This window comes from Mycolicibacter algericus DSM 45454 (assembly GCF_002086455.1).
GTDB lineage: Bacteria > Actinomycetota > Actinomycetes > Mycobacteriales > Mycobacteriaceae > Mycobacterium > Mycobacterium algericum.
This window is the reverse complement of record NZ_MVHC01000020.1, coordinates 51,184-62,362: the sequence shown is the minus strand read 5'-3', so window position 1 is coordinate 62,362 and position 11,179 is coordinate 51,184. Positions and strand designations below refer to the sequence as shown.

At 66.6% G+C, this 11,179-nt stretch carries 11 protein-coding genes; 8 read left to right on the top strand and 3 right to left on the bottom strand.

Going from position 1 to position 11,179, the window contains the following annotated elements; genetic code table 11:
- Positions 1-79 precede the first annotated feature (79 nt).
- Positions 80-727: a thiaminase II gene (gene tenA / locus BST10_RS16570; protein ID WP_083039094.1), complete on the top strand. Its 648-nt coding sequence runs from the start codon at positions 80-82 to the stop codon at positions 725-727.
- Positions 728-751: 24 nt separating this feature from the next.
- On the top strand, positions 752-2,254 hold the full coding sequence (gene gatB / locus BST10_RS16565) for an Asp-tRNA(Asn)/Glu-tRNA(Gln) amidotransferase subunit GatB (RefSeq protein ID WP_013829657.1): 1,503 nt from the start codon (positions 752-754) through the stop codon (positions 2,252-2,254).
- Between the two features lie 251 nt (positions 2,255-2,505).
- Here the strand turns inward: gatB and BST10_RS16560 are convergent, their stop codons facing one another.
- Positions 2,506-3,627, bottom strand: coding sequence for a PQQ-dependent sugar dehydrogenase (locus BST10_RS16560; RefSeq protein WP_109559549.1), 1,122 nt, complete (start codon positions 3,625-3,627; stop codon positions 2,506-2,508).
- A 146-nt stretch (positions 3,628-3,773) separates the two neighbouring features.
- Between BST10_RS16560 and BST10_RS16555 the strand changes: the two genes are divergently transcribed.
- On the top strand, positions 3,774-4,589 hold the full coding sequence (locus tag BST10_RS16555; RefSeq protein ID WP_041318320.1) for a DoxX family membrane protein: 816 nt from the start codon (positions 3,774-3,776) through the stop codon (positions 4,587-4,589).
- 33 nt (positions 4,590-4,622) lie between these two features.
- Here the strand turns inward: BST10_RS16555 and BST10_RS16550 are convergent, their stop codons facing one another.
- The gene (locus BST10_RS16550; protein WP_049793035.1) at positions 4,623-4,961 is read right to left on the bottom strand and encodes a PH domain-containing protein; all 339 of its coding nucleotides are present in this window, start codon (positions 4,959-4,961) and stop codon (positions 4,623-4,625) included.
- A gap of 164 nt (positions 4,962-5,125) precedes the next feature.
- On the opposite strand from BST10_RS16550, the gene BST10_RS16545 reads away from it, so the two are divergent.
- The 5 genes from BST10_RS16545 to ilvC all read left to right on the top strand — a co-directional run bounded on the left by BST10_RS16545 (position 5,126) and on the right by ilvC (position 10,270).
- The gene (locus tag BST10_RS16545) at positions 5,126-5,764 is read left to right on the top strand and encodes a TetR/AcrR family transcriptional regulator (protein WP_013829653.1); all 639 of its coding nucleotides are present in this window, start codon (positions 5,126-5,128) and stop codon (positions 5,762-5,764) included.
- Positions 5,761-6,633 carry a metal-dependent hydrolase gene (locus tag BST10_RS16540; RefSeq protein WP_083039092.1) on the top strand — a complete coding sequence of 291 codons (873 nt, stop codon included), beginning with the start codon at positions 5,761-5,763 and terminating at the stop codon, positions 6,631-6,633. Before BST10_RS16545 ends, BST10_RS16540 begins: the two co-directional genes overlap by 4 nt.
- 201 nt (positions 6,634-6,834) lie before the next feature.
- Positions 6,835-8,697: an acetolactate synthase large subunit gene (locus BST10_RS16535; RefSeq protein ID WP_083039090.1), complete on the top strand. Its 1,863-nt coding sequence runs from the start codon at positions 6,835-6,837 to the stop codon at positions 8,695-8,697.
- On the top strand, positions 8,697-9,209 hold the full coding sequence (ilvN, locus tag BST10_RS16530) for an acetolactate synthase small subunit (protein ID WP_083039088.1): 513 nt from the start codon (positions 8,697-8,699) through the stop codon (positions 9,207-9,209). The genes BST10_RS16535 and ilvN overlap by 1 nt, the downstream gene beginning before the upstream one ends.
- A 59-nt stretch (positions 9,210-9,268) precedes the next feature.
- On the top strand, positions 9,269-10,270 hold the full coding sequence (gene ilvC / locus BST10_RS16525; protein ID WP_205277480.1) for a ketol-acid reductoisomerase: 1,002 nt from the start codon (positions 9,269-9,271) through the stop codon (positions 10,268-10,270).
- Between the two features lie 162 nt (positions 10,271-10,432).
- Here ilvC and BST10_RS16520 read toward each other — a convergent pair whose 3' ends face one another.
- Positions 10,433-11,056: a hypothetical protein gene (locus BST10_RS16520; protein WP_083039085.1), complete on the bottom strand. Its 624-nt coding sequence runs from the start codon at positions 11,054-11,056 to the stop codon at positions 10,433-10,435.
- Between the last annotated feature and the right edge of the window lie 123 nt (positions 11,057-11,179).

Below are 11,179 nucleotides of genomic sequence, written 5' to 3'. Positions count from 1 at the left end.
CCGGTCGAATCCCGTTGTGCTAGACTACAACTCGTAGTCAAATCATCTCTGACTTACACAGAATTCGTGACAGGCTCACGTGCTCTGGGCCGATATCGCCGGGATCTACCGGCGAATCTGCGAACACCCCTTCATCACCGGGCTGACCGACGGGTCGCTGGGCCACGACCGATTCCGCTATTACATCGCCCAGGACGCCCACTACCTGCGGGCCTACGCCCGGGCACTCGCCGGTTGCGCGGCCAAGGCACCGGTCGAAGCGGAGCTGACGATGTTCGCCGAACATGCCGGTATCGCGCTCGGCGCCGAGCGTGAGCTGCACACCGGGCTGCTCGCCGAACTGGGGATGGACACCGCCCAGGCCGCCGCACTGCCGATCACCCCGACGACGCAGGCCTACGCGAGCCACCTCGTTGCCGTCACCGCGTCGGGTTGCTACGCCGAAGCCGTCGCCGCAGTGCTGCCCTGCTACTGGATCTACGCCCGGGTCGGCGAACATCTGCAGCGGCACGGATCACCGGTGCCACTGTTCCAGCGCTGGATCGACACCTATGCCGGCGAGGATTTCCAGGCCGTGGTCGACGCGGTGCTCGCCGTCACCGACGGTATCGGCGCGCAGGCGTCGCCGGCCACCGGGGAACTGATGCGGCGGCATTTCCACACCAGCGCGCGCTACGAGTGGATGTTCTTCGACGCCGCCTACCGGACGGAGGACTGGCCGGTGTGACCCGGTCACCTAGACTTTCCTCCCATGACCGCTGCTGTCGCCGACCTGCTCGACTACGACGACGTCATCGCCCGCTTCGACCCGGTGCTGGGTCTGGAGGTGCACGTCGAGTTGTCCACGGCCACCAAGATGTTCTGCGGCTGCTCGACCGCGTTCGGCGCCGAACCCAACACCCAGGTGTGTCCGGTCTGCCTCGGGCTGCCCGGATCGCTGCCGGTGCTCAACGCCGCCGGTGTGGAGTCGGCCATCCGGATCGGGCTGGCACTGGGCTGCGAGATCGCCTCCTGGTGCCGCTTCGCCCGCAAGAACTACTTCTATCCCGACCAGCCGAAGAACTACCAGATCTCACAGTACGACGAGCCGATCGCGTTCAACGGCTACCTGGATGTGCCGCTCGACGACGGCACGACCTGGCGGGTGGACATCGAGCGCGCCCACATGGAGGAGGACACCGGCAAGCTCACCCACGTGGGCAGTGACACCGGCCGCATCGAGGGTGCCAGCGAATCCCTGGTCGACTACAACCGGGCCGGTGTCCCACTGATCGAGATCGTCACCAAGCCGATCACCGGAGCCGGCGAGCGTGCCCCGCAGATCGCCAGGGCATACGTGACCGCGCTGCGGGATCTGCTGCGCTCGCTGGATGTCTCCGATGTGCGGATGGATCAGGGGTCGATGCGCTGCGACGCCAACGTCTCGTTGATGCCGCGCGGCGCAACCGAATTCGGAACGCGCACCGAGACCAAGAACGTCAACTCACTGAAGAGCGTCGAGGTGGCCGTCAGCTACGAGATGCGCCGCCAGGGTGCGGTGCTCACCGGTGGCGGCACCGTCATCCAGGAGACCCGGCACTTCCATGAGGCCGGCTACACCAGCCCCGGACGGACCAAGGAGACCGCCGAGGACTACCGCTATTTCCCCGAGCCCGACCTGGAACCGGTGGCGCCGAGCGCCGACTGGGTTGAACGGCTGCGCAGCACCATTCCTGAGCTGCCGTGGCTGGCTCGCAAGAAGATTCAAGACGAATGGGGCATCTCCGATGAGGTGATGCGCGATCTGGTCAACGCCGGCGCGGTCGAACTGGTTGCCGCCACCGTGGCAGCCGGGGCATCCAGCGAGGCGGCTCGGGCCTGGTGGGGAAACTTCCTGGTGCAGAAGGCCAACGAGGCCGGCGTCGAACTCGACGCGCTGGCGATCAGCCCGAAGCAGGTCGCCGAGGTGGTGGCGCTGGTGGATTCGGGCAAGCTGTCCAACAAGCTGGCCCGCCAGGTGGTCGACGGGGTGCTGGCCGGTGAGGGCGAACCCGAGCAGGTGATGACCGACCGTGGCCTGGTCGTGGTGCGCGACGATTCGGTGATCCAAGCGGCGATCGACGAGGCGCTGGCTGCCAATCCCGATGTGGCCGACAAGATTCGGGGCGGGAAGGTGCAGGCGGCCGGTGCGATCGTGGGCGCGGTGATGAAAGCCACCAAGGGTCAGGCCGACGCCGCCCGGGTCCGGGAACTGGTGCTGGCGGCCTGCGGGTAAACGCCAGGTCTCAGCCGGAGGCGCCGCCGTTGATCTGCTGCGGCCGGCGGGCCGGCGGGTGGTTCCAGTGCTCGAAGATGAACTGCAGCCACCGAACGTCGATCAACATTGTGTCGTCATCCTTTTCCCTAGATGACTCCCAAGGTAAGCCGGATATTTAAGGCGGTCGGGCGGGGTCGGTAAAGCTTTTGTGAGAACCGGTCCGGCGGCGTCGACGACACTGATGGCCGTTCAGGTCAACGAATCGTTGCTCAGTCTTTGTCGTCGTTGGCGCGCGGGAAGCCGCCGCCCGACGGGAACAGCGGGAACACCACATCGTCGAGTTTCTCCGCGTCGCCGGCGGTCTTGTTCACCGTTGCGCCCCAGACGTTGCCGTCGGGCGACATCTCGACGGCCCAGACGTGGCCGTGGGTGTCTTGGCGCATGACCTCGGGTTCGCTGGTGACCGAACCGGTACCGGAGGCCAGGCGTACTGCGACGGTCTGCTTGGTGTTGATGAGGTTGACCAGCACGATCCCGTCCATCGCGGCGCAGCCGGCGACGCCGGGTTTGTCCGGCCACGTCCACACCGTCGAGACATGGGAGTCCTTGGTGATGCGCTGCAGGCGGTCGCCGCTGGGGCTGCGGTCGGTGACGTAGAGCGAGCCGTCGACATGGTCGATGCACAGCCCGCCGCCGGCGCCCAGCCCGCTCAGCGCGGTGGTGGGGGCGGCCTGCCCGATCGTGGTCGGCTGCTCGATGCGCAGCACCTTGCCCGCCGTCGAGCCCGGGTCGGCGGCCGCCGCCGGGTTCCCCGCATCCCCGGTCAGCACCACCAGCGTGGTGGGGCTGGTGAAGATCAGCGCGCCGGTGTTGCCGGTCGCGCCTTTGGGGATTCCGGTGAGGAGGTCCTTCGGCACGTCACCGTCGGCGATCCGGATCACCCGGTTGTCGGTGGGGGTACTGATGTAGGCGTACATCAGCCGGTCCTGCCGGTAGGTCGGCGACAGCACGATGTCCATCAGTCCGCCGTCACCGGCCGGGTCGACGTCGATGACGGTCTTCACCTTGGGCTCGGCGGTCAGCGAGACCTCCTTGACCGCGCCGGTCGTCCGCTCGGCGACCAGCGCCGACTTGCTGTCGGCGTGCATGATCAGGCCGCTGGTGCTCTCCAGGCAGCCCTGCATCACCCCGGGGGCCGGGCACTGCTTGGGAAACGGGTTGGCGGGCAGCGGCGGGGGCGGCGGAGGCGTCGTGGTGGGTGCCATGCCGCGGCGCGGCACCGTGGTGAACGGCTGCGATTGAGCGTCATCGAAGTGCGCGCAACCGGTCAGCACCAGCAATGCCACGCCCAGCACGACAGACACCCGGAGAACCGTCCTGCGTATCCGCATGCCGACAGGGTACGGACACCGGGTCCCGTTTCGCCACGATGCCCGCCGCAGCGGCGTCTCGCCCCGGCTGCACCGGGCCGGAATCGATTCGCTAACGAAGCCGTTCAAATCCCCAATCGCGCCGGGGTTGCCCTTACCCTTGCAGGGTGAAGAGTCAAGGTGAGGGCTCACACTGGCGTCGGCCGGGTGATGCTGGCGACGCAGGCAAAGGACGTCCCAAGTCGGCGCGTCTGGTAGATCCGGAGGACGACATGCCATCGCCGACCTATACCGGTGATTTCGAGACTGCTGCGATCCCGCCCTACGACCCGACCGGTTCGCGCCCGCTCGGTGGTGACTACAACCCGCTGCCGTACGCCGAGCCGCAGGCTACCGCCGGGCGAGTGGTGGGTTCCGGCGGCGCTGACGCGGACACCGACGACCCGTTCCGGGTGGTGGACCGGCGCGGGACCCAGGATCTGGGCCTGCTGTTCCTGCGGCTGGGCCTGGGTGTGTCGTTGGTCGCCCACGGGCTGCGTCAGCTGTTCGGCTGGTGGGGCGGCCAGGGTCTGACCGGATTGAAGAGCTCGATCGCCGAGGCCGGCTACCAGCACGCCGATATCTTGACCTACGCCGCCGGGGGCGGCCAGATCGCCGCCGGCCTACTGCTGGTGCTCGGATTGTTCACCCCGCTGGCCGCTGCCGGCGCACTGGCCTACCTGATCAACGGTGTGCTCGCCGGTGTCTCGTCGCAGAGCCAGGGGCGCTTCGACTACTTCCTGCCGGACGGCCACGAGTACCACATCATGCTGATCGTGGTGGCGGTGGCGATCGTGCTGGTCGGACCGGGCCGCTACGGGCTCGACGGTGACCGCGGCTGGGCCCGGCGGCCCTTCATCGGGTCGGTTGCGGCATTGCTGCTCGGGATCGCCGGCGGCGTGGCGATGTGGGTGTTCCTCAACGGGGCGAACCCGCTCGCCTAGCTTTGCCGGCAGTAAGCCCCGGGCGGGCCGGCCTCACCGATACGGGTTGGGCACCCGCCCGCCGCTGGCCTCGGTGAGCAGTGGCAGCGTCGCGAAGCTGACCGCTGGCAGGCGCAGTCGCTCGCCGTTGCGCAGGTGAGCCCGCGCCCACGAGCCCCGGCTGAACCCGAGGCCGGCGATGTCATCCCAGCTCACCGAACGGCTTCCCCGCAGGGTTCGCACCGTGACTTGTTGGGCGTCGGCAACGGTCCGCCACCGCACGATCAGCGCCGAGAACAGCACCGGTAGCAGCAGAAGCGGCGCGGTCAGCGGCCAGGTCATCACCGGGATCAGCAGGCCCAGGGTCAAGAAGCCGACCGCGAAGTGGGCCATCGGGGAGATGCGGATCACCAGCGGTGCGGGATCGTGTGATGCGGAGGGCACCCCCGCATGATGTCACCGTCGTTCCGCTCGGGTGCGGACGGGCGGACGAGGGGAGACGCCCAAGCCGTTAAAAAAATATTGACTACTTATTTTAAGTGGGTCATGATGGCTGCATGCCATCGACCAGACCCCGCCGGACGCAGGCGGAGCGCACCGCCGGGACCCGGCGTGCACTGCTGGACGCGACACTGGACGCGCTGGTGGAAGTGGGTTTCAAAGGGACCACCACCACCGAGGTGGCTCGTCGTGCCGGGGTGTCGGTAGGGGCGCTGCAGGGACATTTCCCCACCAAGGTCGGCCTGCTGACCGCCGCCATCGAGTTTTCCCTGAACCGCCGTATCGAGGAGTTCGAGGTGTTGATGGCGGGCCTGGATCCCGCTGCGGACAAGCTGGACGAGGCCTTTGACCTGTTGTGGTCGATGTATTCGGGCCCGACATTCGCCGCAACGCACGAACTGTGGGTGGCGGCTCGCACCGATCCGGACCTGGCGCCGGCGGTCATCGAAACCGATCGGCAGTTCGCCGAGGCGGTTGATCGGGTCTCCGCTCAACTGCTCGACCCGGGCGGCACCGCCGATGTCGCCACCTCGCACTCGCGAATCGGCCTGCAGATGGCGTTCGCGTTGATGAACGGCCTGGCGATGTCACGGTCGATCGACGGCTACGAACCGTTGGCGACCAACGACATCCTTGACACTTTCAAGGCGCTGGCCCGGCCGCTGGTGGACCCACAATCAGAGGAGACGCGATGACCACCAGAGAGAACGGGGAGAACGGCCGAGTCGCGCATCCAGCGGTGCAGCCGCGCCGCATCCGGTTCAACTATCCGGTGGCGGCGTTGCAGCGTCACTTCGTGCAGGGCGACCTGGTGATGAGCCACATGATCGCGCACCTGTCGGCGGTGTTCCCCGAGGGCGAGGACTTCTTCATTCGTTCGGTGCGTCACTATGCCGGCCAGATCACCGATCCGGTATTGAAGGATCAGGTCAAGGGGTTCATCGGCCAGGAGGTCACCCACGGCCGCGAGCACCGAGCACTCAATGAGCGGCTGCAGCAGATGGGCTACCCCACCCGCAGGATCGACCGACTCGTGCACCGCCGCCTGAAGGCGGCCGAGCGACGTTTCTCGCCGCTGACCTGCCTTTCCATCACCGCCGCACTCGAACACTTCACCGCGGTGTTCGCCGAGACCCTGCTCGCCGACGAGCAGGCCCAGGAGTTGCTCGGCACGACGGAGGTGCGGTCCATGCTGCTGTGGCATGCCGTCGAGGAATCCGAGCACCGCTCGGTGGCGTTCGATGTCTACCGCGCGGTCGGCGGTGATGAGACCCGGCGGATCCGGACGATGCGGGTCATCCGATTCAGCTTCCCCATCGCCGTCACGATGAACACCATCATCTCGCTGTTCTCCGACCGGGCGGCCTACCACCCGGTGCGTCTGGTCCGCAGCTTTGCCGCGCTGCGGCACTCACCGTTTTTGACCCGCGCGGTTTTTCGGCGGCTCGGCGACTACCTCCGGCCGGGATTCCACCCCGATGACCACGACAACACCGTGCTGCTGCAGCGCTGGGAGGCGGAGTTGTTCGGCGAACGCGGATCGCTGGTCGGTCACCTGCACTGAACCGTGGACCGGCCATTTGACCCTGGTCGGTCCAGCGACTACCGTCATCCGCTATGGACAACGGCATGCTCGTAGTAGCCCCCTGCGCGTTGGTTGTTGCCTGAGCTTTCAACCACCAACGCGCAACCCTCGTGCAGCAGCTGAGCTGGCGGGGGTTTTTTGTTGCCACCAGTCCAGAGCACCAGAGACAAAGAGGAAACCGTGAGCGCACCCACCACGCGACCGCCGGAGCGGCCGGCCGCAACTGACAGGCCGCAGCCGGCCAACGGGACCGCCGCCGGCCAAGCCAAACCGTCGGCCAAGAGTGTCCCCCCCGAGCAGATGACCGGTGCCCAGTCGGTGATCCGCTCCCTGGAAGAACTCGACGTCGACGTCATCTTCGGTATCCCCGGCGGCGCGGTGCTGCCGGTCTACGATCCGCTGTTCGACTCGAAGAAGCTACGCCACGTGCTGGTCCGCCATGAGCAGGGCGCCGGACACGCCGCCAGCGGTTACGCGCACGCCACCGGCCGGGTCGGAGTGTGCATGGCCACCTCCGGGCCCGGCGCTACCAACCTGGTCACGCCGCTGGCCGACGCGCAGATGGACTCCATCCCGGTGGTCGCCATCACGGGGCAGGTGGGTCGGCAGTTGATCGGCACCGACGCCTTCCAGGAGGCCGACATCTCCGGGATCACCATGCCGATCACCAAACACAACTTTCTGGTTCGCAACGGCGACGACATCCCCCGGGTGATCGCCGAGGCGTTCCACATCGCGGCAAGCGGACGGCCCGGGGCAGTTCTCGTTGATATCCCCAAGGACGTGCTGCAGGGCCAGTGCACCTTCGCCTGGCCGCCGAAGCTGGACTTGCCGGGCTACAAACCCAACACCAAACCGCACAACCGACAGATCCGTGAGGCGGCCAAGCTGATCGCCGCGGCGCGCCGGCCGGTGCTCTACACCGGCGGCGGGGTGATCCGCGGCGACGCCTGCGCGGAGCTGCGTGAACTGGCCGAGCTGACCAACATCCCGGTGGTCACCACCTTGATGGCGCGCGGCGCCTTCCCCGACAGTCACCGCCAGCACCTGGGCATGCCGGGTATGCACGGCACCGTGTCGGCGGTGGCCGGCCTGCAGCGCTCGGATCTGCTGATCACCCTCGGCGCCCGGTTCGACGACCGGGTCACGGGCCAGCTGGACTCGTTCGCACCGGACGCCAAGGTTATCCACGCCGACATCGACCCGGCCGAGATCGGCAAGAACCGGCATGCCGACGTGCCGATCGTGGGCGACGTCAAGGCCGTCATCACCGAACTGACCGCCGCGCTGCGCCAGGAGAAGGCCGAGCTGGACCTGGATGAGTGGTGGGCCTACCTCGACGACGTGCGCTCCACTTATCCGCTGAGTTACGGTCCGCAGAGCGACGGCAGCCTCGGTCCGGAGTTCGTGATCGAGAAGTTGGGTCAGATCGCCGGGCCCGAGGCGCTGTACGTCGCCGGCGTGGGTCAGCACCAGATGTGGGCGGCGCAGTTCATCAAATACGAGAAGCCGCGCACCTGGCTGAACTCCGGGGGACTGGGCACCATGGGCTTTGCGATCCCGGCGGCGATGGGGGCCAAGATGGGCCGCCCGGACGCCGAGGTGTGGGCGGTCGACGGCGACGGCTGCTTCCAGATGACCAACCAGGAGTTGGCGACCTGTGCGATCGAGGGCATCCCGATCAAGGTGGCGCTGATCAACAACGGCAACCTGGGCATGGTGCGGCAATGGCAGACCCTGTTCTACGGAGAGCGGTACAGCCAGACCGACCTGGCCACCCACTCGCACCGGATTCCCGACTTCGTGATGCTGGCCGAGGCGTTCGGTTGCGTCGGATTGCGTTGTGAGCGTGAAGAAGACGTCGAAGACGTCATCAATCAGGCGCGGGCGATCACCGATCGCCCGGTGGTGATCGACTTCATCGTCGGCGCCGACGCACAAGTGTGGCCGATGGTGGCCGCCGGCACCAGCAACGACGAGATCCAGGCCGCCCGCGGTATCCGTCCGCTGTTCGACGACGACGACAACGAGGGACACGCCTGATGACCACCGCCTGGAAGACCCACACGCTGTCGGTGCTGGTCGAGGACAAGCCCGGCGTGCTCGCCCGGGTGGCGGCGCTGTTCTCTCGGCGCGGCTTCAACATCGAGTCGCTGGCGGTCGGTGCCACCGAGACCAAGAACATGTCGCGGATGACGATCGTGGTCTCGGTGGAGGACACTCCCCTGGAGCAGATCACCAAGCAGCTCAACAAACTGATCAACGTCATCAAGATCGTCGAGCAGGAGGACGACAACTCGGTGTCGCGCGAGATCGCGCTGATCAAAGTCCGTGCCGACGCCGGCACCCGAGGGCAGATCATCGAGGCGGTGAACCTGTTCCGCGCCAGGGTGATCGACGTCTCGCCGGAGTCGCTGATCATCGAGGCCACCGGCACCCCGGCCAAGTTCGAGGCGCTGCTGCGGGTGTTGGAACCCTATGGCATCCGCGAGATCGTCCAATCGGGTCTCGTATCGTTGTCGCGCGGTCCGCGCGGCATCGGCACGGCCAAATAGTCCCGCCAATACTTCATCGAAGAACGAACAGAAAGAAGTGACACAAAGTGGCAGTTGAGATGTTCTATGACGACGACGCCGACCTGTCGATCATCCAGGGCCGCAAGGTCGGCGTGATCGGCTACGGCAGCCAGGGCCACGCGCACTCGCTGAGCCTGCGCGACTCCGGCGTGCAGGTGAAGGTGGGCCTCAAAGAGGGCTCGAAGTCGCGCCCCAAGGTCGCCGAGCAGGGCCTCGAGGTCGACACCCCCGCCGAGGTCGCCAAGTGGGCCGACGTGATCATGCTGTTGGCGCCCGACACCGCGCAGGCCGAGATCTTCACAACCGACATCGAGCCCAACTTGGTGGCTGGCGACGCGCTGTTCTTCGGCCACGGCCTGAACATCCACTTCGGTCTGATCAAGCCGGCCGCCGACATCGTCGTCGGGATGGTCGCGCCCAAGGGGCCGGGCCACCTGGTGCGCCGCCAGTTCGTCGACGGCAAGGGTGTGCCGTCACTGATCGCGGTCGCCCAGGACCCGCGCGGCGACGGCGAGGCGCTGGCACTGTCGTATGCCAAGGGCATCGGCGGCACCCGGGCCGGCGTCATCAAGACCACCTTCAAGGAGGAGACCGAGACCGACCTGTTCGGTGAGCAGGCCGTGCTGTGCGGCGGCACCGAGGAACTGGTCAAGGCCGGCTTCGAGGTCATGGTCGAGGCCGGTTACGCCCCGGAGATGGCCTACTTCGAGGTGCTGCACGAGCTCAAGCTGATCGTGGACCTGATGTACGAGGGCGGTATCGCCCGGATGAACTACTCGGTGTCCGACACCGCGGAGTACGGCGGCTACCTGTCCGGGCCGCGGGTGATCGACGCCGACACCAAGCAGCGGATGCGCGACATCCTCTCCGACATCCAGGACGGCACCTTCGTCAAGCGCCTGGTCGCCAACGTCGAAGGCGGCAACAAGGAACTCGAGGGGCTGCGCAAGGCCAACGCCGAGCACCCGATCGAGGTCACCGGCAAGAAGCTGCGCGACCTGATGAGCTGGGTGGACCGGCCCATCACCGAGACGGCCTGACGAGCTGATATCGGCCCGATAGCCGTTGGTCTCCAACGGCTACCGTGCCGGACACTGTCCCCACAAACGAGCGGCCCCTGCCATGGCAGGGGCCACTCGCTTATCGTCACGGGCTCGACTGGACCTCCGGCCCGCCCGGGTCCGGTCTGCCGGCGCCGCCCTTTACAGGCCGCCGAACAGGTCGTCGAGCAAGCCGGACAGATCCAGGCCGCCCAGGAGCTCCGACAGGTCGAAGTCGGCGAAGAAGTCGCCGAGGCCGGTGAAGATGCCGGACAGGTCGAAGTTGGCGAAGAAGTCGGTGATGCCGGTGAAGATGCCGGACAGGTCGAAGTCGGCGAAGAAGTCGCCGAGGCCGGTGAAGATGCCCGACAGGTCGAAGTCGGCGAAGAAGTCGGTGATGCCGGTGAAGATGCCCGACAGGTCGAAGTTGGCGAAGAAGTCGGTGATGCCGGTGAAGATGCCCGACAGGTCGAAGTTGGCGAAGAAGTCGCCGAACATTTCGGACAGATTCAGGTTGGCGAAGAAGTCGCCGAAGATCTCCGACAGATTCAGGTTGCTGAAGAGGTCGCCCAGGATCTCCGACAGATCCAGGCTGCTCAGCAGGTTGCCCAAACTGTCGCCGAGCGAGCCGAGCGCACCCTCGAACGCGCCGCCGGCGTCGGCAGTGAGCTCGATGACCGGTGTCGGCACGCTCACGGGTACGACCACCACGGGTGTGGCGGCGATTGCGGTGGCGCCGATGATCGCGGCGCCCGCCAGGGCAAACGGACGAAGGGTGGCGTTCATGGCTGCTCCTCGGGACTGTGACCTGCATCATGGCTAGGACTGTTTGTTATGTTCACCACAGAGGAACTGAGATTACATTAAAGTGCAAACAAGTCCATACTTAATTGAAAATTAGCGGTGTCG

What these genes read in the sequence shown, in the direction of transcription:
- gatB (WP_013829657.1), top strand. Translation starts at nt 752, where the DNA reads ATGACCGCTGCTGTCGCCGACCTGCTCGACTACGACGACGTCATCGCC.
- BST10_RS16560 (WP_109559549.1), bottom strand. Translation starts at nt 3,627, where the DNA reads ATGCGGATACGCAGGACGGTTCTCCGGGTGTCTGTCGTGCTGGGCGTG.
- BST10_RS16550 (WP_049793035.1), bottom strand. Translation starts at nt 4,961, where the DNA reads ATGGCCCACTTCGCGGTCGGCTTCTTGACCCTGGGCCTGCTGATCCCG.
- BST10_RS16545 (WP_013829653.1), top strand. Translation starts at nt 5,126, where the DNA reads ATGCCATCGACCAGACCCCGCCGGACGCAGGCGGAGCGCACCGCCGGG.
- BST10_RS16540 (WP_083039092.1), top strand. Translation starts at nt 5,761, where the DNA reads ATGACCACCAGAGAGAACGGGGAGAACGGCCGAGTCGCGCATCCAGCG.
- ilvN (WP_083039088.1), top strand. Translation starts at nt 8,697, where the DNA reads ATGACCACCGCCTGGAAGACCCACACGCTGTCGGTGCTGGTCGAGGAC.
- ilvC (WP_205277480.1), top strand. Translation starts at nt 9,269, where the DNA reads ATGTTCTATGACGACGACGCCGACCTGTCGATCATCCAGGGCCGCAAG.
- BST10_RS16520 (WP_083039085.1), bottom strand. Translation starts at nt 11,056, where the DNA reads ATGAACGCCACCCTTCGTCCGTTTGCCCTGGCGGGCGCCGCGATCATC.